Source organism: Pseudomonas sp. SWRI68 (assembly GCF_014269165.1).
Lineage (GTDB): Bacteria > Pseudomonadota > Gammaproteobacteria > Pseudomonadales > Pseudomonadaceae > Aquipseudomonas > Aquipseudomonas capeferrum.
In genome coordinates, this window is the sequence record NZ_JABWRU010000025.1 from 25,306 (window position 1) to 50,999 (window position 25,694).

Here is a 25,694-nt window from a genome sequence, read left to right on the forward strand (position 1 = left end):
AATAATTTTCTACATATAAGACAGTTGCACCCAACTCAAACCTACCGCCATCTAAAACATATCAACTCTACAGCATACACCACATAACAAAACGATCTAATCACAACTATGAGCACTCCATGCATCAGCCCCACTGCCCTCCAAGAATCACTTCGCCTCCGTATTTCTGAGGCGCACACCAGAGTAATCGAAGGAAACGTCTACGACAGAGTAACTGGAGAGTGGTATGGCGAGTACATCTCTCAGCCCTACACACCAGAGCCAACTATCTACGTTGCGGGCACACCGGCAATACTAGGCGAGAACTGGTTCGCAGAGGATAACGGCACCGTATCCCTGTTGCAAACTCTCGACACCTCGACCCAAGTACCCGTGCTTGCCCCTGTTATCGAGCTACTTCCACAAGAGACGTTACCAGAGGCCAGATCCAGCAGCACTCGCGGACCTAAGCCACAAATAATCTACAACCCTATAGCTCCGGCGCTTTGCATTCTCAACATTGAACAACGATCTACACCTTGGCTAGATGACATCGCATTCGGGGCAATACATACAGGACCGGGAGTGATCAACGGGAAGCAAAGCGTCTCCCTTGGAGATGTAATGCGAGTGCTTAGACTACCTATAATTACCACAGCGGCTATCGCAGATAGATTGCTAAACCATGACCGTAAACCTATGTGCACCCGGCAGATACAGCGAGTTGTCGAAGCAGCGAGAATAGCATTGAGAGGCATTGCTCTGTATCTTGAGCGGCATCCACATATTGTACAGTCCTTAGACATATCTATCGAATTCGACAAACTGTGGAGAACAGGTGACTACCACACTGAGCCGACCAAAAATACAGAGCACCCCATGAAACAGGCGGCGTTAATGATGATGAGATCCAAGGTACAGAAAAGGACTATTGCGAAGGAGCTGGGCATATCCAAGAACACGGTGAAGAAATGGTATCGTGAGATTGACATTGAGCTTGGCACAGGGGGTCAACCAGCACCAATTAACGACAGATAATATAAGGGAGTGGCTACCTACCACGCACACACGCTTCAGAATAAACAATATCTATTAAGTAGGGAAAGAAGGGGCACAACCCCTTCCCCGCTTTTGATCTTGCTTCTAACTCTACAGGCATCAGTGCAGCATAACCCAGCAACGACACATTATATCTAAACCTACAGCTCAGCCTAAGCAGATCGGGGGCTTCCGCTTCTACCCCCGCCTTTATAACTACCATGCCGCAAGGCATCACAGGAAATACTAGGGCGATGTGGTGCACCACCAACCCATCTCCACCTGATTGAACATAGAAGGAGCATTACTTCGTGACCAAGCGTCACAAAATAACTTGGACAGGTAAGTCTCATAGCACTGTAGCCATGCCTCGCTTGAGCCAGCGTGACAAGCACTGCAGGATGCCGCTCTTTGCATTGAAAGCAGGTGTGGGATACACCTGAACGCTGTCGAGAAGGCCCTCTAGGACCATCTCAACCAGCTACGATCGAGCACGTTATCCGGGATTGATAACCTGAAGAACGCCAGAATTAATGACGCATACAAGTGGACCGCCCGGTTCGATGCTCACGTCTACCAACTCTATCCAGCCGCCATCGACAAGGTAGGTGAGCTCTTTGGACAGCCTGCGTAGGGTGATATCGCACTCATGAGCGATGGCTGCCTGCGTAACTCGCACTATTCCGCCTTCGCCCACGTTCGACCATAGGGAAAGCATGATTGCGCCAGCAGAGCGATCTGAGAGCACTAACCTGAGCACGTGCGTCATGGCGTCAGGTTTGAAGTACACCGCGCCTTGGGAGGCATGGGAATTTGAGGCTAGCTCGGTCATAGATGGGATCCTTTGCACACCATTGGAAGGTAGCTCCGCCGACGGATGTCACGATTAGTGTGTGTCCGATTAGATCACATCCTCGGACCATTGGGGAATGCCCGCACCACCGCCTTCCCCCGTGCTTCAACATCAGTTCGGCACCCGTGTCAGGGAGCTGCGTGTTGCTATGGGCATGAGCCAGGAAGCCTTCGCTGATCGTTGCGGCTTCGCCAGGACGTACATGTCTCGCATTGAGACCGGTGGCGCTAACCCGTCAATTAACGCCATCAAGGTGTTAGCCGACGCTTTAGGCGTCAGCATCTCTGATCTTTTTGAAGGCATGTGAGACGGCCCAAAGCCAAAGCCCCAACCGCTGACACCAATCGAATGGCAGCCGCAGACCTACATGACCTGGCGGCAATCGTGAGGCAAACCCAGTCAGTAATTCAGTGAAGCTGACCACCGCTTGCCGACCGAGAGCATCCCCGAACTCTGCTACCACGCACTGTCGGGTCCAGATATCCCGAAAGGGTTGCTACGCGCCCGCCTGCTGAAGCGTCTTGATGTGGCCGTTCTGATGCCAACGGTGCTTGTACCTGATTAGCAGCGGTTCAAAAAGCTGGATACATGGCCTGATTACATCGCTGCCCTGTACGCAGATGCCGAACTCGAGTGGCAGCCATTGCTTGCATTATCCCTGTGTACCGCTGAACAGGTTGAAGCTGCCCGTACTGGCTTACTTGATTGCCTGCACGCAGCCATCGAAAAGGGCCGTCGAGACTACTTGGCACAGCCCCGATTCAAGCGAGTGTATCGTGGCCGCTATTACAGCCAGTGGGGCTTTAAGGGCTACCCCGCACACCTTGAGTACCCACCACTAGCCGCAGAGCCAGCGGCACAGGCTGCGTAGGAGAGAGTGAAATTTTGCTCCCCACGCTACTTGTCAGTAAGAATTGTGAACCATCTATGAGAATGACGACCAACAAGGTGCGGGTGCTTGAAGCACTCGCCTATATTGATTCCTCCCAGAACCAGTACCCACCGTACAACGCTGTCACTGTTCAGCAAATCCTCAAAGACGATCTCAGCTACGGATACTTCGACTTGGCCAACCTAACACGCACCTTAAAAGCACTGGTGGACCAAGGATTGGCCAAGTCTTCTATGGGGCGGGTGGATATGCCCGGTAAAAACGGATGTATCGACCGTTGGTTTGTACAGACGAGGCTGAAGTACTGGCCCGCCGACCTTGACCTTGCAGCGATGGAGCTGCACTACAAGGGAACCCCAGAAGAACAGGAAGTGAAGAGACACAATCTCATCGGCAGGTTGGTGGGCGCCCCAGCCCTCACGATGGATGAGTTCAGGGCATACAAGGCCAAACGGGCAGCAGCCAGATAACTAATGGGGAGCTAACGCCGTAACTAATCCAGTTGACCACCTTTTCGGCCCGTCTGGATGCCGCTACACGACTACAGCCCAGTGTTTACGGGGGCCTACGCTACAAGGGGCTTAGCCAAGTCCTACATATCAGCTTATTCCACAAGAATTACATGGAAATATGACTAGACCCCAAGACTGTGGGCTACTGCACTCCGCAACTGTAGGAGCCAGCAGATTTGCTGAGTCCTAATCAGCCCGCCTTCGTGCGGGCTTTTCTATGTGCAAGCGTTAGCGGCTTCAGCTGGTATCAGCAAACGACCGTTAAACGATGCCGTAAAATCTGGCCTGTAGTGGTATCAACAAAATAGGGTTTACATCGTATAGTGATACCCATGCTATGATCCTACGTTAAATGATCCCTTTGGTGATGCCGATGCCCCGTACCTTTCTTTACTGCCGTGTAAGCACGTCCAATCAGTTCACCGAGAACCAAGTCCAGGACGTGAAGAACGCTGGCTTCGATGTACAGGCCAGCCGGGTAATCGAAGAGACCATTTCCGGCAGCGTCCCTGCCAGCGAGCGTCCCGGCTTCCAGAAGCTACTTGAACGGATGGAATCAGGTGATGTGCTGATCGTCACCAAGCTGGACCGCCTTGGCCGTAACGCTATGGATGTAAGGCAGACAGTAGAGCAACTGGCAGCCACCGATATCCCCGTTCACTGCCTCGCCCTAGGGGGCGTAGACCTGACCAGTGCAGCAGGCAAGATGACTATGCAGGTGCTTGGCGCTGTCGCAGAGTTTGAACGTGACTTGCTGATCGAGCGAACCCAGTCCGGCCTGAAACGTGCCAAAGCAGAAGGCAAGAAGCTGGGGCGCCCTGAAGCGGTTGATACCACCAAGGCGGTGCAGAAGGCCAAGGCCAAGAACATGACACAGGCGGAAGTGGCAGCCGAACTCAATATCGGTATCGCCACGGTCAAACGGCACTGGAACAAAGCGCTGTAAGGCCCTACGCTGCGGTATCTGCCCTATAACGAGAACGCCACATGGATGATAAGGCCGCTGTTACTGCCGACGCCCTAGAGCTGCTGCATATGAACCAGACAGCCTTGAGGGCAGCCATCGAAGAAGTAAGTACATGGATCAGGCAGCGTGGATCTGTGAATGCCCACGAAAACACAATGGCCTGTCTTGAGGCACTTGATACCACCGCCGCTGCCATTGCTTCAGCAATAGAACGCCTTCGCACCTAAGCCGCCTTCGGGCGGTTTCTCGTGCCTGATATTTCAGTATTCTAGCTGGTAGGTAGGGCGGTAATCGGCGTGAGGGTTAGAGACTGACCCACACTTAGCCTTCTTTGGTCAATCTCCCTATGATATTTCAGCCCCGGCTCACAAGTGAATATTCGGCGGTGGGCAAAGGTCGGTTTGAAAATGGGCGGTATTCCGCCTATTAGGTGATTGGCACCCGCGCCCTTTCAGTTCCAAGTGGTTTGGATCTTCAGCTTCTGCCCTACCAATCTAAGCAGTTCGGTCGGGCTAGTCATCGCCTCTGACAGCACAAGCCGGCTTTCGTCCAAGTCTCTTTGTTCGTCTTCTTTGGTTCTCATCGCGTGTGCTAGGCGGTGCAGGGCGCTAGCAGCAGCTGCAATATCTTCTCTAGATGGCAGGCCGAATAGTCGAGCAGCTCGCTGGTATTGGGAAATTACTGCTGCTTTGGCCGTAATGTCAGCTGCGTGTTCTCTTAGAGACGCGGCAATCTCGCTGTTGGGTGTGGATATGGTAATCCTAGGTTGGTGGCGTAGCAGGGTATCGGATAGCTGGCCCAACGCGCTTTTAAGCTGCTGTACCGGCTCGATGATTAGCTTCAGTATGGCTTGGCTGATGACGAAGATCAGGATGCCGCCAAAGAGAGTGATGATGGATGTTACAAGGTGGTCCATTGCGATGTCTCACAAGACAGGGACGTTCACGTTACCCCCTGCAATGGTAGAATGCCAGCACCAAGCGGCGGCACCCAGCAGTTTGCAGCGGCCTGTCTAACTTCGATGATGATTGTTAGCCCTGTGCACTGATTAACCAAATCTGGTTCGTCATATGACGATATTCAAGCCCATGTTTCAGGGACGATATTCACTGCGGGTGAAGGTCCGCTTCAGAAATGCTCGCACCACCCGAAGTACACATCGCTGTCGCTGAGGAAGACGAACGGTTTGCGTACATCATCGGCGTACTCGTTGATCGTGAGTGCGAACAAGCTCGACCCAGCCCCGGCTCCCTGATCATTCCGCATAGTCGTGACGACTTTGTAGCTATTCTCACTAGAGCCGTAGTCGATAACCTGCGGTTCGGTAACGTACGAGTTCTTTAGGGCGCCAGCCATCAGACCAGTGTTACGCTCGACTGTGAACTGCTTGCCGATGTACATATGACCAAGTGAGCTTTCGGAGGCAGATACTGCCCGCTCTACGGTGCAGCGGTAGTCTGGGGATGCCCAAGCGTTGCCCGCCCCCATCATCGCGATGACTGCCGCTATCCCTGCTGACTTCATTGTGACGCTCTCTTATGTGGCTAGTGACGTACGCATCTTGCCCAAGGCAAAGGACATTTGATGACCATAAAACCGAAATGGACGCCGATGATAGCCGACGCCTACGCCAATAAATACGGCGAGGTAGCTGAAGACTTCTTGTCGCTCGTGGTCATTCCATCGCTGGCAGCCCTGGAGCAGAAAGCTGTTGAAATTGCGAAACAGGAAGATCAAGTGCTTGCTGCCTTCCATCTACATGATCATCGCCACCTGATCACCAAGACCAGCATGGCGCTGTGCTTAGGCATCCAGTCGCTGTGGGAGCAGCAGCTACGCGACTACCTTTGCAATTGCCCAAGGGCGGGCGGGGCCACGTGGAAGATAATTAGAAAAGCCAGCTGGGGCTTCTCGCCCAAGGCGCCAACGCTCAACGAGCGGTTTAGCGAAATACGCGGCTTGCCGATTGAAGGGTTTGAGTCGTATAGGCGCCTCGACAAACTCCACCTGTTGGGGAACGCATGTCGGCACGGTGCGGGGGATTCAGCGGACAAGCTACAGGCGCGATACCCCGAGTTATGGCCACAGGCAATGGTTGAAGCCGTACAGACCGGGGGTTCTCTACTAACCTCACTGCCTTTAGGCGCGATGCAGATTACCGTCGACCTACTGCGAGACTTGGTGAACGCAGTAGTGCTGTTCTGGCTGGATATGCGTATAGCGTGTACTGAAGCCCTGATCCCGGAAAGCCCGGCGATGATCGAGGAAGTGGTAAGACTGCAAGCCTTAAGGCCTGCCCTGCTATGACTAGGGCAACACCCAGCTGGAAATATCATTCCTCAAACTGGCGTGAAGCTGAATCTAATCAGCGCCAAACCAATCAATGCTACGCACCCACGCACATACGAGGTATCAGCGCATGGATGACAAGACCGCTGCAACCGCTGATGCTTTGGAACTGCTGCAGGGAACGGCTATTGAGAGACTGCCAAGGCTCTATAGACTACAGAGTGGCATTTTGCTAGCGTCAGCCTAAGGCTGACAGTTCAACCAGCCGTGGCGCGGACCAACATGGAGGAAAAATAGTGACCGATCAAAGCGGTGAAAGCAGTGGCATCAATGTTAACGCCGATCTTGCCCCCGTCTTAACAGCAACTCCAACCGGAATAAAGTATATATTTAACCTCCTGTTTGGAAAAAAGCATGCTGAGGCCGAGCGGATGCTAAAACTGGCCGAAGCTCAAAATGCCGTTGATGTCAGGAAGATATTGTCTGGTGAGGCCACCTATGATCACTCAAATCACAAGCTCACAACCGCCAACACTGGTGATCCAAAGCTTCTGGTTGCGGAAAGAGTTCGCATTGATGAGGCTTCCAATCTGATTGAGTGCTCGATTCACGCAGCAGCATACATTGAAGAAGAGCCTGATGCAGCCGAAGCTGAAGATCTTGAGGATTTTGTTAATCGATGGAAGAACGAGGCAAAGTTCATTTCCTCTAACGCAGCGCAGGCCATTTGGGGAAGAGTGCTTGCTCAAGAAGTCAGCTCGCCAGGAAGCATTAGCCTGAGGACACTTGATGTAATCAGAAACATCTCCAAGATAGAAGCAATCAATTTTAACAATATTTGTAACTATGTTGCATTTGACAAGGTGGTTATAGATAATCAGAAAGGCAAGCCCATTAGCAACGAAGTGTTTGCTTCGATGCGAGATGCTGGATTGATTATTAACTTTACTCCCGGCAACTACCGCTCTAGCCGTTGGTCAAAGACGAACCTTGAAATATCGGAAAATTATGTAAAGCCGGCACTTTATGTAAGATGCGGTGAGTTTTTCATCTTTATCTATGAAGATGAGTTAAAGTCCTCAAAATTGGAAGATCCGAGTTTTTGCTATTGGGAACTTACAATGGCTGGACGCGAGCTTTACAAAATAGTTCAAAAAAACATGAACGCAAAAATTGAAGATGTTGCAAAATCAATTTTTAAAAGTGACGAACAGTATTTAAGTTTCACTAACTATACAAGGTATATCGATGTAGAAAAAAACCAGGTCGATACAGCATCGATCACTAAGATCCCTAATAACTAGAATTTATTGAGATGTGGGCTGCCTCCCAGCTCCGGGGCAGCTCATGTTTTCGATTGAATGTCTACCATCTAATTATTAATCAGCCTAGTCGAAGCACCCCATCCGAATTAAGTTTTTGCAAGGACTATCCTTTCTATCATCTCGATATTGTCCTTAAGAACTTTCCAACTATCAGCTCCACTCAGGGCGACAGACAAACTATTCTTTGCAACTCCGTACAACTGCGCGATGTCTTTTTGCTGCATGTTACCTGATCGCCATAGTATCAACGCTTCCGCGACATCTAGCAAGGATAGCTTGGCCACACTGGTATTAGGATGGACTTTTAGACCAAGTGAATTTATGGTTGCTTGAATAATAATCCTCTTAATCACCCGAGTGCTCATCCATTCCGCGACGTACTCTGCCTCTATTTCCTCCACAGTCTTTTCCAGTTGCGACTTGCGAAGCTGGATGTAATCGCCACAAGAAGTATTCAGAGCCTTCACAATGAAGTCAGAACATCCCTCTGGTTCCCAACCGCTAGCGAATCGCTCGCACATGGTTTTGAAATAGGAAGAAGTAAACGCTCCCGCAGTGACTCTGTTAATTTTTGTTGCAAAATCCTTGTTAGAGGTCTTTCCAGATCGAACCCAAAAATCCTTATAGCAGTGGAACGTAAGCCAATCCTCTAATGCCCCCTTAAAACGGAAGGCCTTGAACTCATCGACTTTAGATGGGAAGAATGGTTGCGGGACTGAAATAGGTCGCAATACCTGCCTCAGGTATCGGTCGTTATTTGCTCGCCAGTTTATGAGGCGCTGACCTGCATAATATGGCAACTTACTGTTCCGAATACTCTGGATAGATTCCTCGCTGTGCTTTTTTCCGTAAAAAGGATTCCCCTCTCCGGCTACTTGCTCGCTTACGGCAACGGCGTACTCAAGGCGAAGTTGGGCGTACAGTCTGGAGGTTGTTTTCACACCTGTTGAACTTCGCCAACGAGACGACATCATGTGGGCAGCCCGCATCAGGCTGACATCTTCTGGGTAAGCCTTCCAAAGCAGCATGTGTGCAATGTAGTGCTCACGGCCCGTAAACATCACCAGATTACTCTTGTGATCGCTCCCGCCCATGCAGCGGGGGATGATATGGTGGGCTTCGAAATACCCCTCAACCTTACTCTTGTTCAGACCTCTCGCCTTCGCGTTCTTTACCAAGGCGGCATAAATCTTTGCGTAGTCCACACATTACTCCATGTCCAAGGAGATGCCCTGTTTGGTGAACCGCTACGCACCTTACTTGGAGGCTTACGGCTCATCATCACGCGTCATCATTAGGTTCAATGATTGTACTGAGCGACACGGCCAGCAGCCAGCAGCCAGCAGCATGAGGTGGCCAAGATGGTTGGCTTGGAGAAAAGTTGGAGAAACGATAGGCAGGCGATAACATGCTGCTTAAGGTGCACACCTAGGTGTACCTAAACGCTGTCACACTTCGAGTTTTTTGAGCGAGAAATCCTTGAGATTTCAAGGACTTACGTAATGGAGGCGGCCCCACCAGCCACACCCCGGCACTCGATGTTCCCGCTATGGCTGCTCCCTTCCGGGCCTGACCAGGTTAACGGGTAATCAATGCGGGGGGACCGATGGGGCCACCACTAACGCGACTCGCTAAGCAGCGAGCCGCGCCATTGTACCGGTCTGAGGCGAAGTTACAACCTCTGGCCGGAGAAAAAGTCATCATTTCTCAATGACTTGTTTGAATCTGGGGGTACCTTGGCGAACGACGGCCTTTGTAGGAGCGGCCTTGCGTCGCGAAAGGGTCGCGCAGCGGCCCCTGGATTTCAGCTTCGCCGCAGAGATTGCTGGGGCCGCTTCGCGCCCCTTTCGCGACGCAAGGCCGCTCCTACGAGGTCCGCGCAGGGTCAGAGGGTGATGCCTTGCTCGCCGAGGAAGGCAATGAACGCGTCTTCGTCCAGCACCTTCACCCCCAGCTCACTGGCCTTGGCCAGCTTGGAGCCCGCGCCTGGGCCGGCGACCACGCAGTGGGTCTTGCCGGAAACGGAACCGGCAACCTTGGCGCCAAGGCTTTCCAGCTTCTCCTTGGCAATGTCGCGGCTCATGCGCTCCAGGGTGCCGGTCAACACCCAGGTCTGCCCCGCAAGCGGCAGCCCTTCGGCGACTTTCTTCTCGCTGTGCCAGTGCATGCCGAACGCCAGCAACTGGGCCTCGATGGCCCGCGCCAGCTTCTGGTTCGCTTCGTCCTTGAAGAACTCGCGCACCGCCTCGGCCTGCTTGGCAGCCAAGGCCTGGCGCAAGTCGATGCCATCGGCAGCGATGATCTTGTCCAGGCTATCGAGCTTGGCCACCAGCTTTTCAGCGCCGGTCGGGCCGACCGAGGGAATGTCGAGCTTGGCGATCATCCCAGCCAAGGTGGTGCTGGCAGCAAACTCGGCGGCCAGGTCGCCTTCGTCCTGCAATTGCATGCCACACGCAAGCAACTGTTCGATGACCTTGCAGTTGTGTTCGTCTTCAAAGAAGTTGTGGATCTCGTAAGCCACTTCTAGGCCGATGTCCGGCAGGTAGGTCAGCACCTGCGGCAGGGCCTGCTGCACCCGCTCCAGCGTACCCAGCGAGCGCGCCAGCACCTTGGCTGTCTCTTCACCCACATCTGGAATACCCAGGGCATAGATGAAACGCGCCAGGCTCGGGCGCTTGCTGGCTTCGATGGCATCCAGCAGCTTCTTGCTGGACACCTCGGCAAACCCTTCCAGGCCAACGATCTGGTCGAATTCCAACTTGTACAGGTCCGCCGGCGAGCCGATCAACCCTTCGTCCACCAACTGCTCGACACTCTTCTCGCCCAGGCCGTCGATATCCATCGCGCGGCGCGAAACGTAGTGGATGATCGCCTGCTTGAGCTGAGCGCCACAGGCCAGCCGGCCGACGCAACGGTACACCGCGCCTTCGCTGGTGGTTTCCTTGCCCTTGCTGCGTTTGACCAGCTGGGTACGCTCGACCTGCGAGCCACACACCGGGCACTCGCTCGGCACTTCGACCGGGCGGGCATCTTCGGGACGGCGCTCGAGCACCACTTGCATGACTTGCGGGATGACATCACCGGCCCGGCGAATGATGACCGTATCGCCGATGCGCAGGCCCAGGCGGGCGATTTCGTCCATGTTGTGCAGGGTGGCGTTGGACACGGTCACACCAGCCACCTTGACCGGCTTCAGACGCGCCACAGGGGTTACCGCCCCCGTGCGGCCGACCTGGAATTCGACATCCAGCACTTCGGTCAGCTCTTCCATGGCCGGGAACTTGTGGGCAATCGCCCAGCGCGGCTCGCGGGCGCGGAAGCCCAGTTCACGCTGGGACGCCAGGCTGTTGACCTTGAACACCACACCGTCGATTTCGTAAGGCAGGCTGTTGCGGCGCTCGCCGATGTCGCGGTAGTACGCCAGGCACTCTTCGATGCCGGCGGCATGCCTGAGCTCACGGCTGACCGGCAGGCCCCAGGCCTTGAGCTGTTCGAGGATGCCAATGTGGCTGTCGCCGATGCTTTCGGACACCTGACCTACGCCGTAGCAGCAGAACTCCAGCGGGCGACTGGCGGTGATTTTCGAGTCCAGCTGGCGCAGGCTACCGGCCGCAGCGTTACGCGGGTTGGCGAAGGTCTTGCCGCCCGCCTCTGCCTGGGCCGCATTGAGCCGGTCGAAACCGGCCTTGCTCATGTACACCTCGCCACGCACTTCCAGCACCGCCGGCCAGCCTTCGCCCTGGAGCTTTAGCGGGATGTTGCGCACGGTGCGCACGTTGGCACTGATGTCTTCACCGGTCGTGCCGTCGCCGCGGGTAGCGCCCTGCACCAATTGGCCGTCACGGTACAGCAGGCTCACAGCCAGGCCATCGAGCTTGGGTTCGCAGCTGAAGTCGACCGCACCTGGCTGGTCGAGGCCGTCGACCACACGACGGCCGAATTCACGCAGGTCGGCTTCTTCGAAGGCGTTGCCCAGGCTGAGCATGGGCACTTCGTGACGCACCTGGCTGAACGCGGCCAAGGCCTGGCCGCCGACGCGCTGGGTTGGCGAGTCGGGCGTCACCAGGTGCGGGTGCTCAGCCTCTAGCGCCTTGAGTTCGTTGAACAGGCGGTCGTATTCGGCATCGGGCACGCTGGGCTCATCGAGCACGTAGTAGCGGTAGTTATGCTGGTCGAGTGCGGCGCGCAGGGCGTGGATTCGGGATTCGGCGTTCATGGGTCAGGGTCTCTTGCAAAGCAAAAAGCAGCCTTGGGGCACCGTGCCAGAACAGGGTTTGAGGTTGTCAATGCCGACCCTTTCGCGGGTCAAGCCCGCTCCCACAGGTACACCGTAAGCCTTGCAGGCAGTGGTGTACCTGTGGGAGCGGGCTTGACCCGCGAAAGGGTCAGTACAGGCACACTCAAAACCTGAACCGACCAGCGCGCCCGCAGGCTGCTCTTTGTCTGGATCTATCAGCGTTTCTGGGTCAGCGCGCGGCGCTCGAACTCGACGATGCGCTGGCGGTAATGCTCGATGGTCTGGGCGGTCAGCACGCTGCGCTGATCATCCTTGAGTTCACCATTGAGCTCATGGGCCAACTTGCGCGCCGCTGCAACCATCACGTCGAACGCCTGCTTCGGATGACGCGGGCCCGGCAGGCCCAGGAAGAAGCTCACCGCACGGGTGCTGAAGTGGTCGATATCGTCCAGGTCGAAAATGCCGGGCTTCACCGCGTTGGCCATGGAGAACAGCACTTCGCCGTGGCCGGCCATGCTCTCGTGGCGGTGGAAGATGTCCATCTCGCCAAAACGCAGGCCGCTCTCGAGAATGTTCTGCAGCAACGCCGGCCCTTTGAAGCCACCCTCGTCGCGGGAGATAACGCTGATCACCAGCACTTCTTCAGCGGGGGGCAATTCCTTGACCGTGTTGTTGGCGGACGACGCACCGCTGTTGCGGTTGTTGTCGGCAGCAAAGTCATCATCGGCATCGGCAAACAGGTCAGGCTCACGCGACTCGGCCACCAGGTTCAAGTCACCCTGCGGCACTTCTGCGGCACGCTTGCCACGCTTGCTGGCCTTGACCGGCTTGGGCTCGCGCTCGCGATCACGCGACGACGCACTGAGCGAGGGCAGGTCGCTCTCATCCAGTTCTGGCTCCTTGTGGTTATCCAGCACCCGCGACGGGCCGAGCACTTCGGCGCCGCCCTCTTCGTCGGGGGCGTTGGTATAACTGCGATCCAGGCGGAATTTCAACTTGCCTTTTCCGCCGCGCATGCGGCGCCAGCCGTCGAAAAGAATACCGGCAATGACAATGATGCCGATGAGGATCAGCCACTCGCGCAGACCGATTTCCATGTAATCCCGTGCCTCTATAAAAATATGCTTGAAAACAAAGGGTTCAAAGCCCTTTAACACGTGGCGCCAACTCTATGTTCTGACAGGCGTTTTACCCACGCAAAAAACGAGTGACATTAAGCTAGCACGACCAAAGAGAACTTTACACCGTCTGTCGCACATGACGGGGCCATTTCACTACAGAATGTGCCGTATCTTCGCTCATCAGGCGTCGACCATTGCCATCGCCTCCTCCACATCCACCGCCACCAGGCGGGAGCAGCCGGGCTCGTGCATGGTTACCCCCATCAATTGATCCGCCATCTCCATGGCAATCTTGTTATGGGTGATGTAGATGAACTGCACGCTCTCACTCATTTCCTTCACCAGCCGCGCGTAACGCCCGACGTTGGCATCGTCCAGCGGCGCATCGACCTCGTCGAGCATGCAGAACGGTGCGGGGTTCAACTTGAAAATGGCAAACACCAGCGCCAGGGCGGTCAGTGCCTTCTCGCCACCGGACAGCAAATGGATGGTGCTGTTCTTCTTGCCCGGTGGTCGCGCCATGATCGTCACCCCTGTATCGAGTAGATCTTCGCCCGTCAGTTCCAGATAAGCGCTGCCACCACCGAAAACTTTTGGAAAAAGCGCCTGTAATCCAGCATTTATCTGATCAAAGGTATCTTTGAAGCGGTTGCGGGTTTCCTTGTCGATCTTGCGGATGACGTTTTCGAGGGTCTCCAGCGCTTCGACCAGGTCGGCGTTCTGCGCGTCCAGGTAGCGCTTGCGCTCGGACTGTTGCTCGTATTCTTCGATCGCTGCCAGGTTGATCGCGCCCAGGCGCTGGATACGCGCCTCGGTCTGTTCCAGCGCCTGCTCGGTGCCCTGTTCGCTGTCGTCGGCTTCGAGCGTGGCAAGCACGCCTTGCAGGTCGTAACCGTCGGCCAGCAATTGCTCTTGCAGGGTCTTGCGCCGCACATCCAGGCCCTGGCACTCCAAACGCAGCTGCTCCAGCTGGCCGCGCAGCAGTTGGGCTTGCTGCTCGGCCTGGCTGCGGCGTTTTTCGGCGTCGCGCAGTGCACGGTCGGCCTCGTCCATGTGCAGCCGGGCCTGGCGCATTTCCTCGTCGACGCTCATGCGCCGCTCAAGCAGCTCTTCGAGCTTCAGGCGCAACTCTTCGAGGGGTGCTTCGCCCTCCTCCAGGTTCAGGCTCAGTTGCTCCTGGCGCTCGGTCAGGCGTGCGGCCTGCTGCTCCAAGCGCTCCAGGGCCTGACGGGTGGAGTCATGCTGGGCCCGCAGCGAGCCAAGGCGCACGGCCAGCTGGTGGGCATGGTCCTTGTGCTGGCGCGCCTCCTGGCGAACGCGATCGAGGCCTTCGCGCAAGGTATCGCGACGGGCCATCAACTGCTCGCGCTGTTCGGTGTCCTGGGCCATGAGGTCCAGGGCTTCCTGCAGCACCAGCCGCGCCTCGCCCAGTTGCTCGTGTTCCAGGGCGCGCTGCTCCTGCAGTTCGGTCAGTTCTTCCTGCAGACGGCGGCGGCGCAATTCGACTTGCTCGGCACGGGCACGGCTGGCCGACAGGCTGGCCTTGAACTCGCCATGCTGGCGGCTCTCTTCCTGGGTACGGCGGCGCAACTGCTCGCGCTGCTCTTCAAAGCCCAACTGCTGCTCGCGCAGGCCTTGAAGCTGTTGCTCAAGATGCTCCAGGGCGGCTTGCTGCTCCAACTGCTCCTGGCCCAGGCGTTCGATTTCCTGGCCGCGGGCCAACACCCCGCCTTCGGCTTCGCCACCTCGGCTGACCCGCAAAAAATGCCGGCCCACCCAGTAACCGTCACGGCTGACCAGGCTCTGCCCTTCATTCAGGGTGGCCCGCAGCGCCAGCGCCTGGGCCAGGTCATCGACCGGCTTTACCTGCCCCAGCCAGGGCGTCAGGTCGGTACGCCCTTCGACCTTGTCCAGCAGGCTGCCCGCCAGCCGCGCACCCTCGCCGCCGGCCTGCAGCAAGCGCAACTCGCCTTGCTCCAGGTCGGCGAAATCGAGGTTGTTGAAGTCATCGACCAGCACCGCCTGCAGGTCGGCGCCAAGCACCGTTTCTACTGCCAGCTCCCAGCCCGGCTCGACCCGCAGCCCTTCCGCCAGGCGGGGGCGCTGCGCCAGGCCTTGCTCGCGCAACCAGTCTGCGGCGCCTACACCAGGCTCCAGCGCAGCCTGCTGCAAGGCCTCCAACGATGCCAGGCGACCACCCAGACGCTGCAGGTCGCCCTGCGCCTGCTGTTGCGCCTGGGTGGCCTGCTGCAACTGCTCGCGCGTGCCTTCGAGGCGCTCGACCACTTGCTCTTCGGCCCCCTGCAACTCGTCCAGCAGCATTTCGCTACTGGCCAACTGTTCGGCCAGTTCGAGCAGGGCGGCATCCTGTGGCTCAGCGCCCAACAGGTCGCGCTCTTCACCCAGCTTGCGCTGGCGCTCTGCCAAGCGCTCCAGGCTGGTTTCCAGCTGCTGCAGGCGCGCCTGCTGCACTTCCGCCTGGCGCCGGGGCTCGGCGGAGCGGGTGTTGAAGCTGTCCCACTGCTCTTGCCAGCCGTGCATGCCCAGCTCGGCTTCTTCGAGGGTGGCGGCGGCCTCTTCGGCGGCCGCCAGGGTCATTTCCTGCTCAGGCACCAGCATGGCCAGTTCTTCGCCAAGGGTTGCCAGCAGGGTGCGGTCATGGCCCAGGTGCGACTCGGTCTCCAAGCGCGTGCGCTCGGCTTCCTTGAAGTCGTCCTGCAATTGGCGCAGGCGCTGTTGACCGTGCTGGATGCTCTGCTCGACCCGGGCGATATCGCCTGCCACCGAATAGAAGCGGCCTTGGACCTGGTTGAAGCGTTCGGACAATTCGTGATGGCCATCGCGCAGGCGCTCGATGCTGGCGTCGGCGTTACGCTGCTCGGCCACCAAGGCCTCGTGGGACACATCCTGGTCGCCGATCACCGCTTCGCGCTGGCGTACGCGTTCGTCCAGGTCGCGCCAGCGCAGGGCCGACAGGCGCGCCTTGAGCTGGCGTTCCTGGGCCTTGTACTCGCGGTACTTCTCGGCGGCCTGGGCCTGGCGGTGCAGGCGTTCGAGCTGGCGCTCCAGCTCGTCGCGCAGGTCGGTCAGGCGCGCCAGGTTTTCCTGGGTGCGGCGGATGCGGTTTTCGGTTTCGCGACGGCGCTCCTTGTACTTGGAGATGCCCGCCGCCTCCTCGATGAAGTTGCGCAGCTCCTCGGGCTTGGCTTCGATCAGTTTGGAGATCATGCCCTGCTCGATGATCGAGTAGCTGCGCGGCCCAAGGCCGGTGCCGAGGAAGATATCGGTGATATCGCGGCGACGGCATTTGGCGCCGTTGAGGTAGTAGCTGTTCTGCGCGTCGCGGGTCACCTTGCGGCGGATGGAAATCTCGGCGTAGGCCGCGTATTCACCTACCAGGGTGTTGTCGCTGTTGTCGAACACCAGCTCGATGCTGGCCTGGCTGACCGGCTTGCGGCTGGTGGAGCCGTTGAAGATGACATCGGTCATCGACTCGCCGCGCAGGTTTTTCGCCGAGCTCTCGCCCATCACCCAGCGCACCGCGTCGATGATGTTGGACTTGCCGCAACCGTTGGGGCCGACCACGGCCGCCATGTTGCTGGGGAAGTTGACCGTGGTCGGGTCGACGAACGACTTGAACCCGGCCAGGCGAATGCATTTGAGGCGCATGGTCAGGCCCGGGCCAACGCCGCCAGCACCAGTTCACAGCTGCGCTGGCAGTAAGCGGTGAGCACCTCGCGGATGCGCGGCAGGTCGCGCGAGACCACGGCCTCAAGCAGGCAGGCGAACAGCTGCAAGTAGTCGTCGGTGCTGGCCTGGCGCTGGTCCAGGGCCAAGTAGTAGGCGCGGCTCATGGCCGGCTGCAGGTTTTCTACGGTTTCCTGCAGGTAAGGGTTGTCGGCGAACGGATAGGCCGCCCGCATCACCGCGAAGCTTTCGGCAACGAACACCTTGATGTCCCGTTTGTCGCGGGCTAGCTGCAGACGCTGCTGGATCTCCAGAAACGGGCGCAGATCAGCCTCAAGGCGCCATTTTTGTGCAACGGCGTTGCCCAGCAGGATGTAGAACTCGCCCATCAGGTTGCACAGGCTGCGCACGCTGCGCTCGTCCAGCTTGGTCACATGGGCGCCACGACGCGGCAAAATCGCGACCAGATGCCGACGTTCGAGGATCAATAGTGCCTCACGCACCGAACCGCGGCTGACATTCAGCGCCTGGGTGACCTTTTGCTCCTGGATGCGCTCGCCTGGCGCCAGCTCGCCGCGGATGATGCGTTCGGCCAGGTAATCGGCAATCTGCTCGGAGAGGCTGTCCGGGGCCTTGAACGTCATGGTTTTCCTTCAAAATCATTGAACTGGGCACAAGGGGCGGATTGTAGCGTACTTGACCGGCACGCGCGCAGAGGGGCCTTGCGCTTTATTTGGCCTGCCAGACAGCCGCCTGCCCGGCGCGATCTATGCTTGTAGTAAAGGCCATGTGTAGGGCCGGGTGTAGAGATGCGTATTTTCCTGACCTTTGAGTCAGAAAAATATTGACCAGTTCGTCAGGTCTGCTTATTGTCCGCCCAACAACAATAAAACCATTGCGAGGCCACCCCCGTGATCCAGTTTCTCGTCAACCAGGAGCTGCGTAATGAGCACGCCCTGGACCCAAACATGACGGTGCTGCAATACCTGCGCGAGCACCTGGGCAAACCCGGCACCAAGGAAGGCTGTGCCAGTGGTGACTGCGGTGCATGCACCGTGGTGGTCGGCGAACTGACCCAGGACGACCAGGGCCAGGACACCCTGCGCTACCGCAGCCTCAATTCGTGCCTGACCTTCGTGTCTTCGCTGCATGGCAAGCAGTTGATCAGCGTCGAAGGCCTCAAGCACCAGGGCGAACTGCACAGCGTGCAAAAAGCCATGGCCGACTGCCATGGTTCGCAATGCGGCTTCTGCACCCCAGGCTTTGTCATGTCGCTGTTCGCCCTGCAGAAAAACAGCCAAGGCCCCGACCTGCACCTGGCCCAGGAAGCCCTGGCCGGCAACCTGTGCCGCTGCACCGGCTACCGGCCGATCCTCGATGCTGCCGAGCAAAGCTGCCGCCAGCCTTGCCGCGACCAGTTCGACGCCCAGCAAGCCCAGACCATCAGCCGCCTCAAGGCCATCGCGCCGACCCAGACCGGCGAGCTCAACAGTGGCGACAAGCGCTGCCTGGTGCCGTTGACCGTGGCCGACCTGGCCGACCTGTACAGCTCGCACCCCGAAGCACGCCTGCTGGCCGGTGGTACCGACCTGGCACTGGAAGTGACCCAGTTCCACAAAACGCTCCCGGTGATGATCTATGTCGGCCACGTGGCCGAGCTCAAGCGCATCGACAAGACCGCCAGCCACCTGGAAATCGGCGCGGCTACCCCGCTCACCGACTGCTATGAAGCGCTCAATGCCGAGTACCCCGACTTTGGCGACCTGCTGCACCGGTTTGCCTCGCTGCAGATCCGCAACCAGGGCACCTTGGGCGGCAATATCGGCAACGCCTCGCCGATTGGCGACTCGCCGCCCCTGCTGATTGCCTTGGATGCCCAGGTGGTGCTGCGCCAGGGCGAACGCCAGCGCACCCTGGCGCTGGAAGACTACTTCATCGATTACCGCATCACCGCGCGCCAGGACAGCGAGTTCATCGAGAAGATCATCGTGCCGCGCGCCAGCGATGACTGGGCCTTCCGCGCCTATAAAGTGTCCAAGCGCCTGGACGACGACATTTCCGCCGTGTGCGCAGCGTTCAACCTGAGCATCGAGAACGGTGTGGTCAGCGGCGTGCGGATCGCCTTCGGCGGCATGGCCGCCATTCCAAAGCGTGCACGTGCCTGCGAAGCAGCCCTGCGCGGCAAAGCGTGGAACCAGGCCAGCATCGAGCGCGCCTGCCAGGCGCTGGCCGAAGACTTCACCCCGCTCAGCGACTTCCGCGCCAGCAAAGAGTACCGCCTGCTGACCGCACAGAACCTGTTGCGCAAGTACTTCATCGAACAGCAAACACCGCACATCGAAACCCGGGTGACCGCTTATGTCTAACCATCACGTAGCCAAGAGCCAGGCCGAGATGGCCGAACTGTTCAGCCAGGACCTGACCACCGGGGTCGGCCGCAGCGTCAAGCACGACAGTGCCGACAAGCACGTGTCCGGCGAAGCGGTGTACATCGATGACCGCCTGGAATTCCCCAACCAGTTGCACGTCTATGCGCGCACCGCCGACCGCGCCCATGCGCGCATCCTGCGTGTCGACACGACGCCGTGCTATGCCTTCGAGGGTGTACGCATCGCCATCACCCACGAAGACATCCCCGGCCTCAAGGACATCGGCCCGGTGGTGGCCGGCGACCCGCTGCTGGCCATCGACAAAGTCGAATTCTTCGGCCAGCCGGTGCTCGCCGTGGCTGCCCGCGACTTGGAAACCGCCCGCCGCGCAGCGATGGCGGCCATCATCGAGTACGAAGACCTGGAGCCGGTACTGGATGTGGTCGAAGCGTTTCGCAAGAAGCACTTCGTGCTCGACAGCCACACCCACCAGCGCGGTGACTCCGCCGCCGCCCTGGCCAGCGCCCCGCACCGCCTGCAAGGCACCCTGCATATCGGCGGCCAGGAGCACTTCTACCTGGAAACCAACATTTCCTCGGTGATGCCGACCGAGGACGGCGGCATGATCGTCTACTGCTCCACGCAAAACCCCACCGAGGTGCAGAAGCTGGTCGCCGAAGTGCTGGACGTGCCGATGAACAAGATCGTCCTCGACATGCGCCGCATGGGCGGTGGTTTCGGCGGCAAGGAAACCCAAGCCGCCAGCCCGGCGTGCCTGTGTGCGGTGGTTGCGCGCCTGACCGGCCAGCCAACCAAGATGCGCCTGCCGCGCGTCGAAGACATGATGATGACCGGCAAGCGCCACCCGTTCTATGTTGAGTACGACGTGGGCTTCGATGACACTGGCCGCCTGCACGGCATCAATTTCGACCTGGCCGGCAACTGCGGCTACTCGCCCGACCTGTCCGGCTCGATCGTCGACCGCGCCATGTTCCACTCCGACAACGCCTACTACCTGGGCGATGCCACCGTGCACGGCCACCGCTGCAAGACCAACACCGCCTCCAACACCGCCTACCGCGGCTTTGGCGGCCCGCAGGGCATGGTCGCCATCGAGCAGGTGATGGACCATATCGCCCGCCACCTGGGCCGCGACCCGCTGGCGGTGCGCAAGGCCAACTACTACGGCAAGACCGACCGCAACGTCACCCACTACTACCAGACCGTCGAGCACAACATGCTCGAAGAGATGACCGCCGAGCTTGAGGCCAGCAGCGATTACGCCGAGCGGCGCGAGTCGATTCGCCGCTTCAATGCCAACAGCCCGATTCTCAAGAAGGGCCTGGCGCTGACCCCGGTCAAGTTCGGTATCTCGTTCACCGCCACCTTCCTCAACCAGGCCGGTGCGCTGATCCACATCTACACCGACGGCAGTATCCACCTGAACCACGGCGGCACCGAGATGGGCCAGGGCCTGAACACCAAGGTGGCGCAGGTGGTGGCGCAGATCTTCCAGGTCGACATCGACCGCATCCAGATCACCGCCACCAACACCGACAAGGTCCCCAACACCTCGCCTACCGCAGCTTCCAGCGGCGCCGACCTGAACGGCAAGGCCGCGCAGAACGCCGCCGAAATCCTCAAGAAGCGCCTGACCGAGTTCGCCGCACGGCATTACCAGGTGACCGAGGAAGACGTCGAGTTCCGCAACGGCCATGTGCGCGTGCGCGAGCAGATCGTCAGCTTCGAGCAACTGGTGCAGCAGGCGTACTTTGCCCAGGTGTCGCTGTCGAGCACCGGCTTTTACCGTACGCCGAAGATTTTCTACGACCGCAGCCAGGCTCGCGGCCGGCCGTTCTACTACTTCGCCTTCGGTGCAGCCTGCGTGGAAGTGGTCGTCGACACCCTGACGGGCGAATACAAGATGCTGCGCGCCGACATCCTGCATGACGTCGGCGCCTCGCTGAACCCGGCCATCGATATCGGCCAGGTGGAAGGCGGTTTCATCCAGGGCATGGGCTGGCTGACCACCGAAGAGCTGGTGTGGAATGCCAAGGGCAAGTTGATGACCAACGGCCCGGCCAGCTACAAAGTGCCGGCGGTGGCCGACATGCCGCTGGACCTGCGCGTGAAGCTGGTGGAAAACCGCAAGAACCCCGAAGACACGGTGTTCCATTCCAAGGCCGTGGGCGAGCCGCCATTCATGCTTGGCATCGCCGCCTGGTGCGCGATCAAGGACGCCGTGGCCAGCATTGCCGACTATCGCCTGCAACCCCAGGTTGATGCCCCGGCAACGCCAGAGCGGGTGTTGTGGGGTTGCGAGCAGATGCGCAAGGCGGTGGCCGCCGCGCAGCCTGCATCGCAGGAACTGGAAACCGTTAGCCACTGAGCCTGCGCTCCGTTGGGTGTGTGTGTGTAGGAGCGGCCTTGCGTCGCGAAAGGGGCGCGAAGCGGCCCCAGCCAGCTCAGCAGCGAAGCTGAAATCCTGGGGCCGCTGCGCAGCCCGTTCGCGACGCAAGGCCGCTCCTACACAAGCCCCGCGTAGACAGAAGAGAGGTTGGATCATGCACCAATGGATCAACGCCCTCGCCGACCACCAGTCCCGCGGTGAACCCTGCGTGCTGGTGACCATCATCGAGGAGCGCGGCTCTACCCCGCGTAACGCCGGCTCGAAAATGGTCGTCAGCGCCACCGCGCTGTTCGATACCATCGGCGGCGGCCACCTGGAATACAAGGCCCTGCATATCGCCCGGCAAATGCTCGAAGACCAGCGCACCACCCCGCACCTGGAGCGCTTCAGCCTGGGTGCAAGCCTCGGCCAGTGCTGCGGCGGCGTGACCGTGCTGCTGTTCGAGCCAATGGCCGCCGTGCAGGCGCAGATCGCGGTGTTCGGCGCGGGCCATGTCGGCCGCGCTCTGGTACCCTTGCTCGCCGCGTTGCCCTGCCGGGTGCGCTGGATCGATTCGCGCGAACAGGAGTTTCCCGAGCTCATCCCCAACGGGGTGACCAAGGTGGTCAACGAGGAGCCCGTCGACGAAGTGGCCGACCTGCCAGCCGGCAGCTACTGCATCGTCATGACCCACAACCACCAGCTCGACCTGGAACTGACCGCCGCCATTCTCAAACGCAATGATTTCACCTGGTTCGGCCTGATCGGCTCGAAGACCAAACGGGCCAAGTTCGAGCACCGCCTGCGCGAGCGCGGCTTCGATGATGCCGTCATGGCGCGCATGCGCTGCCCGATGGGCATTGCCGAGGTCAAGGGCAAGCTGCCGATCGAGATCGCCGTGTCCATCGCCGGTGAAATCATTGCCACCTACAACGCCTGCTTCGGCCAGCATGACGCTGCCGCCAACGCCGGCCCCATTGCCCAGTTGCTGCCGCCCTCCCGGCGCAGCCAAGCCATTTGACGAGCGCTTTATGACCGCAACCCGCAAAGCCTACCGTGCCGCCATCCTGCACAGCATCGCCGACCCGGCCGAAGTCGGCCTTGACGCCTCCCACGCTTACTACGAAGACGGCCTGCTGGTGGTCGACGATGGCCGCATCAGCGCCCTCGGCCACGCCAGCGACCTGCTGCCGACCCTGGATGCCGGCATCGAAGTGGTGCATTACCAGGATGCGTTGATCACCCCAGGCTTCATCGATACCCACATCCACTTCCCACAGACCGGCATGATCGGCTCGTACGGCGAACAGCTGCTGGACTGGCTCAACACCTACACCTTCCCGTGCGAGAAACAGTTCGCCGACAAGGGCCATGCCGACCAGGTCGCGAAAATCTTCCTCAAGGAACTGCTGCGCAACGGCACTACCACCGCCCTGGTGTTTGGCAGCGTGCACCCGGAGTCGGTCAACGCCCTGTTCGAAGAAGCCGAGCGCCTCGACCTGCGGATGATCGCCGGCAAGGTGATGATGGACCGCAATGCCCCTGACTACCTGACTGACACGGCCGAGTCCGGTTACAGCGAAAGCAAGGCATTGATCGAACGCTGGCACGGCAAGGGCCGCCTGCACTACGCGGTGACCCCACGTTTCGCACCGACCAGCACGCCAGAGCAACTGACACTCGCTGGCCAGTTGCTCAAGGAGCACCCAGGCGTGTACATGCACACGCACCTGTCGGAAAACCTCAAGGAAATAGACTGGGTCAAGTCACTGTTCCCGGAGCAGAAGGGCTACCTGGACGTGTACGACCACTTCGAGCTGCTCGGCGAGCGCTCGGTGTTCGCCCATGGCGTGCACCTGTGCGACGACGAGTGCCAGCGCCTGGCCGAAACCGGTTCGGCCGTGGCCTTCTGCCCGACGTCCAACCTGTTCCTCGGTAGCGGCCTGTTCAACCTGCCCCAGGCCGAGCGCTTCAAGGTCAACGTGGGCCTGGGCACCGACGTGGGCGCTGGCACCAGCTTCTCGCTGCTCAACACCCTCAACGAGGCGTACAAGGTCATGCAGTTGCAGGGCGCGCGCCTGCACCCCTACAAGTCGCTGTACCTGGCCACCCTCGGCGGCGCCCGCGCACTGCGCCTGGACGATCGCATCGGCAGCCTGCGCCCCGGCAACGATGCCGACTTCGTCGTGCTCGACTACAAGGCCACGCCGCTGCTGGACTACCGTATCCAGCAGTCCAACAGCATCGAAGAGACCCTGTTCGTGCTCACCACCCTGGGCGATGACCGCACCGTGCGGGAAACCTACGCCGCCGGGCGTTGCGTGCACCAGCGCTAAGGTTCTTTCGCCAGGCCCCGGTACAACGCGCCGCCGATCGCAGCCCCGATCAGCGGCGCCAGCCAGAACAGCCACAGTTGCTGCAGGGCCCAACCGCCGACGAACAGTGCCGGCCCCGTGCTACGCGCGGGGTTGACCGAAGTATTGGTCACCGGAATGGAGATCAGGTGGATCAGGGTCAGGGCCAGGCCGATGGCAATCGGCGCGAAACCTGCTGGGGCGCGGGAGTCGGTGGCGCCCATGATTACCACCAGGAACATCGCCGTCATCACCACTTCACTGATGAAACCCGCACCCAGTGTGTAGCCGCCGGGCGAGTGGTCGGCGTAGCCGTTTGAAGCCAATCCCGAAGACAACTCGAAACCGGCCTTGCCGCTGGCGATGAGGTAGATCACACCCGCAGCCAGGATGGCGCCGATTACCTGTGCGATCACGTAGGGCAGCAGCTCTTTGGCCGGGAAACGCCCGCCCACCACCAGCCCGAACGATACGGCAGGGTTTAGATGACAGCCGGAAATGTGGCCGATGGCGAAGGCCATGGTCAGCACTGTAAGGCCGAAGGCGAAAGCAACACCGAGAACGCCGATACCGAGGGGGGAACTGGCTGCGAGTACCGCACTGCCACAGCCACCAAGGACCAGCCAGAAGGTGCCGATCAATTCGGCACCCATGCGTTTACCGAGGGACATGCTCATGAATCCATTCCTCAAGAAGTTGAACGCAACGAATGCGCAAGCCCAACTGCTTGATGAAGGTTTGCTCACAAGAATTTAGCAGACCTTTGGCTGATGTGTAGGAGCGGGCAAGCCCGCGCCTGCAAAACCCCACATCTACCGAGGCAAACGATCAACCCTTGGCCGAAACCTTTGGCTTTTTCAGCAGGTGCGAGAACACCGCATGCAGATCGTCCGAGGCACTCTCCTCGTCCAGGTTCAGCTTGCTGTCGATGTGGTCCATATGGTGCATCATCAAGCTCACCGCCTGCTCGGCGTCACGCGCTTCGATGGCATCGATCAGTTGCATGTGCTCGTCATAGGAGCAATGCGAGCGGTTGCCGCTTTCGTACTGGGCAATGATCAGCGAGGTCTGCGACACCAGGCTGCGCTGGAAGCTGACCAAGGGCGCATTGCCCGCCGCTTCGGCCAGCTTGAGGTGGAATTCGCCAGAAAGACGGATACCCGCACCCCGATCGCCGCGCGAGAAGCTGTCGCGCTCCTCGCGCACCATCTGCCGCAGCTCGTTGAGCTGGTCGAGGGTGGCGTGCTGCACGGCCAGTTCGGTGATGGCGCGCTCGACCATGCGCCGCGAGAAGAACACCTGGCGCGCCTCTTCAACCGTCGGGCTGGCCACCACCGCACCGCGGTTGGGCCGCAACAGCACCACGCTTTCGTGGGCCAGGCGCGACAGGGCGCGGCGGATGATGGTGCGGCTGACGCCGAAGATCTCGCCCAGCGCTTCCTCGCTCAACTTGGTGCCCGGAGCCAGACGCTGTTCGAGGATCGCCTCGAAAATATGCGCGTAGACGATGTCGTCCTGGGTACCACTGCGCCCGGCCTTGCCAGTGCGCACAGGTTTTTTCAGAGGTTGCAGCTGTTCGTTCATGGGCACTCGAGCACGTGGATCCACCAGTCGGACCTTGACTGTAACGCGTGTCAGAGGGTGGCTGGCAAGTCCTGAAAAGGGATGAAGGACCAAGGTAT

General features: G+C 59.1%; 20 protein-coding genes and 1 other RNA gene. 11 read left to right on the plus strand and 10 right to left on the minus strand.

Features of this window, described 5'->3' with window-relative positions:
• The first annotated feature begins 108 nt into the window (after positions 1–108).
• A complete protein-coding gene (locus HU770_RS24010) occupies positions 109–1,017 on the plus strand; it encodes a hypothetical protein (protein ID WP_186665902.1) in 909 nt (302 codons plus the stop codon).
• 496 nt (positions 1,018–1,513) lie between these two features.
• Here the strand turns inward: HU770_RS24010 and HU770_RS24015 are convergent, their stop codons facing one another.
• Complete coding sequence (locus tag HU770_RS24015; protein WP_186665904.1) at positions 1,514–1,849, minus strand: hypothetical protein; 336 nt, start codon at positions 1,847–1,849, stop codon at positions 1,514–1,516.
• 97 nt (positions 1,850–1,946) lie between these two features.
• Here HU770_RS24015 and HU770_RS24020 point away from each other — a divergent pair, with 97 nt between their 5' ends.
• The 4 genes from HU770_RS24020 to HU770_RS24035 all read left to right on the plus strand — a co-directional run bounded on the left by HU770_RS24020 (position 1,947) and on the right by HU770_RS24035 (position 4,468).
• Positions 1,947–2,177, plus strand: a complete 231-nt coding sequence (locus tag HU770_RS24020; RefSeq protein WP_186665906.1) for a helix-turn-helix transcriptional regulator — start codon at positions 1,947–1,949, stop codon at positions 2,175–2,177.
• 626 nt (positions 2,178–2,803) lie between these two features.
• Positions 2,804–3,232: a hypothetical protein gene (locus tag HU770_RS24025; protein WP_186665914.1), complete on the plus strand. Its 429-nt coding sequence runs from the start codon at positions 2,804–2,806 to the stop codon at positions 3,230–3,232.
• A 415-nt stretch (positions 3,233–3,647) separates the two neighbouring features.
• Positions 3,648–4,220 (plus strand): recombinase family protein, encoded by a 573-nt coding sequence (locus tag HU770_RS24030; RefSeq protein ID WP_186665950.1) that lies wholly within the window; start codon positions 3,648–3,650, stop codon positions 4,218–4,220.
• Between the two features lie 41 nt (positions 4,221–4,261).
• Entirely contained in the window at positions 4,262–4,468 is a 207-nt protein-coding gene (locus HU770_RS24035) for a hypothetical protein (protein WP_186665916.1), read from the plus strand.
• A gap of 224 nt (positions 4,469–4,692) precedes the next feature.
• Here HU770_RS24035 and HU770_RS24040 read toward each other — a convergent pair whose 3' ends face one another.
• Positions 4,693–5,157 (minus strand): hypothetical protein, encoded by a 465-nt coding sequence (locus tag HU770_RS24040; RefSeq protein ID WP_186665918.1) that lies wholly within the window; start codon positions 5,155–5,157, stop codon positions 4,693–4,695.
• Positions 5,158–5,825: 668 nt separating this feature from the next.
• Between HU770_RS24040 and HU770_RS24050 the strand changes: the two genes are divergently transcribed.
• Positions 5,826–6,548 (plus strand): hypothetical protein, encoded by a 723-nt coding sequence (locus HU770_RS24050; protein WP_186665920.1) that lies wholly within the window; start codon positions 5,826–5,828, stop codon positions 6,546–6,548.
• Between the two features lie 278 nt (positions 6,549–6,826).
• Complete coding sequence (locus tag HU770_RS24055; protein ID WP_186665922.1) at positions 6,827–7,834, plus strand: DUF2806 domain-containing protein; 1,008 nt, start codon at positions 6,827–6,829, stop codon at positions 7,832–7,834.
• A 107-nt stretch (positions 7,835–7,941) separates the two neighbouring features.
• Here the strand turns inward: HU770_RS24055 and HU770_RS24060 are convergent, their stop codons facing one another.
• The 6 genes from HU770_RS24060 to HU770_RS24085 form a co-directional block, all read right to left on the minus strand.
• Positions 7,942–9,060 (minus strand): NUMOD3 domain-containing DNA-binding protein, encoded by a 1,119-nt coding sequence (locus HU770_RS24060; RefSeq protein WP_186665924.1) that lies wholly within the window; start codon positions 9,058–9,060, stop codon positions 7,942–7,944.
• Positions 9,061–9,367: 307 nt separating this feature from the next.
• Positions 9,368–9,464, minus strand: an RNA gene (gene ffs / locus HU770_RS24065) — signal recognition particle sRNA small type.
• Positions 9,465–9,740: 276 nt separating this feature from the next.
• Positions 9,741–12,071 (minus strand): NAD-dependent DNA ligase LigA, encoded by a 2,331-nt coding sequence (ligA, locus tag HU770_RS24070; RefSeq protein WP_186665933.1) that lies wholly within the window; start codon positions 12,069–12,071, stop codon positions 9,741–9,743.
• A gap of 236 nt (positions 12,072–12,307) precedes the next feature.
• Positions 12,308–13,189 (minus strand): cell division protein ZipA, encoded by an 882-nt coding sequence (gene zipA, locus HU770_RS24075; RefSeq protein WP_095063709.1) that lies wholly within the window; start codon positions 13,187–13,189, stop codon positions 12,308–12,310.
• Positions 13,190–13,393: 204 nt separating this feature from the next.
• Positions 13,394–16,882 carry a chromosome segregation protein SMC gene (gene smc / locus HU770_RS24080; RefSeq protein WP_186665941.1) on the minus strand — a complete coding sequence of 1,163 codons (3,489 nt, stop codon included), beginning with the start codon at positions 16,880–16,882 and terminating at the stop codon, positions 13,394–13,396.
• A 2-nt stretch (positions 16,883–16,884) separates the two neighbouring features.
• The gene (locus HU770_RS24085) at positions 16,885–17,544 is read right to left on the minus strand and encodes a GntR family transcriptional regulator (protein ID WP_033699372.1); all 660 of its coding nucleotides are present in this window, start codon (positions 17,542–17,544) and stop codon (positions 16,885–16,887) included.
• Between the two features lie 267 nt (positions 17,545–17,811).
• On the opposite strand from HU770_RS24085, the gene xdhA reads away from it, so the two are divergent.
• The 4 genes from xdhA to guaD all read left to right on the plus strand — a co-directional run bounded on the left by xdhA (position 17,812) and on the right by guaD (position 23,994).
• Positions 17,812–19,266, plus strand: a complete 1,455-nt coding sequence (gene xdhA / locus HU770_RS24090) for a xanthine dehydrogenase small subunit (protein ID WP_186656407.1) — start codon at positions 17,812–17,814, stop codon at positions 19,264–19,266.
• A complete protein-coding gene (gene xdhB, locus HU770_RS24095) occupies positions 19,259–21,658 on the plus strand; it encodes a xanthine dehydrogenase molybdopterin binding subunit (RefSeq protein ID WP_186665948.1) in 2,400 nt (799 codons plus the stop codon). The genes xdhA and xdhB overlap by 8 nt, the downstream gene beginning before the upstream one ends.
• A gap of 175 nt (positions 21,659–21,833) precedes the next feature.
• Positions 21,834–22,679, plus strand: a complete 846-nt coding sequence (xdhC, locus tag HU770_RS24100; RefSeq protein WP_095063711.1) for a xanthine dehydrogenase accessory protein XdhC — start codon at positions 21,834–21,836, stop codon at positions 22,677–22,679.
• Between the two features lie 10 nt (positions 22,680–22,689).
• Positions 22,690–23,994: a guanine deaminase gene (gene guaD, locus HU770_RS24105; protein ID WP_033699377.1), complete on the plus strand. Its 1,305-nt coding sequence runs from the start codon at positions 22,690–22,692 to the stop codon at positions 23,992–23,994.
• On the opposite strand, the gene aqpZ is transcribed toward guaD, so the two are convergent.
• Both aqpZ and HU770_RS24115 read right to left on the minus strand, forming a co-directional pair.
• Complete coding sequence (gene aqpZ, locus HU770_RS24110) at positions 23,991–24,689, minus strand: aquaporin Z (protein ID WP_033699378.1); 699 nt, start codon at positions 24,687–24,689, stop codon at positions 23,991–23,993. The two genes, guaD and aqpZ, sit on opposite strands and share 4 nt — an antisense overlap.
• A 151-nt stretch (positions 24,690–24,840) precedes the next feature.
• Entirely contained in the window at positions 24,841–25,596 is a 756-nt protein-coding gene (locus HU770_RS24115) for a GntR family transcriptional regulator (protein WP_047583646.1), read from the minus strand.
• Positions 25,597–25,694 lie beyond the last annotated feature (98 nt).

Bases quoted from the DNA above. Each gene is read 5' to 3' on its own strand.
- HU770_RS24010 (WP_186665902.1), top strand. From the start codon at position 109: ATGAGCACTCCATGCATCAGCCCCACTGCCCTCCAAGAATCACTTCGC.
- HU770_RS24015 (WP_186665904.1), bottom strand. From the start codon at position 1,849: ATGACCGAGCTAGCCTCAAATTCCCATGCCTCCCAAGGCGCGGTGTAC.
- HU770_RS24020 (WP_186665906.1), top strand. From the start codon at position 1,947: ATGCCCGCACCACCGCCTTCCCCCGTGCTTCAACATCAGTTCGGCACC.
- HU770_RS24025 (WP_186665914.1), top strand. From the start codon at position 2,804: ATGACGACCAACAAGGTGCGGGTGCTTGAAGCACTCGCCTATATTGAT.
- HU770_RS24030 (WP_186665950.1), top strand. From the start codon at position 3,648: ATGCCCCGTACCTTTCTTTACTGCCGTGTAAGCACGTCCAATCAGTTC.
- HU770_RS24035 (WP_186665916.1), top strand. From the start codon at position 4,262: ATGGATGATAAGGCCGCTGTTACTGCCGACGCCCTAGAGCTGCTGCAT.
- HU770_RS24040 (WP_186665918.1), bottom strand. From the start codon at position 5,157: ATGGACCACCTTGTAACATCCATCATCACTCTCTTTGGCGGCATCCTG.
- HU770_RS24050 (WP_186665920.1), top strand. From the start codon at position 5,826: ATGACCATAAAACCGAAATGGACGCCGATGATAGCCGACGCCTACGCC.
- ligA (WP_186665933.1), bottom strand. From the start codon at position 12,071: ATGAACGCCGAATCCCGAATCCACGCCCTGCGCGCCGCACTCGACCAG.
- zipA (WP_095063709.1), bottom strand. From the start codon at position 13,189: ATGGAAATCGGTCTGCGCGAGTGGCTGATCCTCATCGGCATCATTGTC.
- smc (WP_186665941.1), bottom strand. From the start codon at position 16,882: ATGCGCCTCAAATGCATTCGCCTGGCCGGGTTCAAGTCGTTCGTCGAC.
- HU770_RS24085 (WP_033699372.1), bottom strand. From the start codon at position 17,544: ATGACGTTCAAGGCCCCGGACAGCCTCTCCGAGCAGATTGCCGATTAC.
- xdhB (WP_186665948.1), top strand. From the start codon at position 19,259: ATGTCTAACCATCACGTAGCCAAGAGCCAGGCCGAGATGGCCGAACTG.
- xdhC (WP_095063711.1), top strand. From the start codon at position 21,834: ATGCACCAATGGATCAACGCCCTCGCCGACCACCAGTCCCGCGGTGAA.
- guaD (WP_033699377.1), top strand. From the start codon at position 22,690: ATGACCGCAACCCGCAAAGCCTACCGTGCCGCCATCCTGCACAGCATC.
- aqpZ (WP_033699378.1), bottom strand. From the start codon at position 24,689: ATGAGCATGTCCCTCGGTAAACGCATGGGTGCCGAATTGATCGGCACC.
- HU770_RS24115 (WP_047583646.1), bottom strand. From the start codon at position 25,596: ATGAACGAACAGCTGCAACCTCTGAAAAAACCTGTGCGCACTGGCAAG.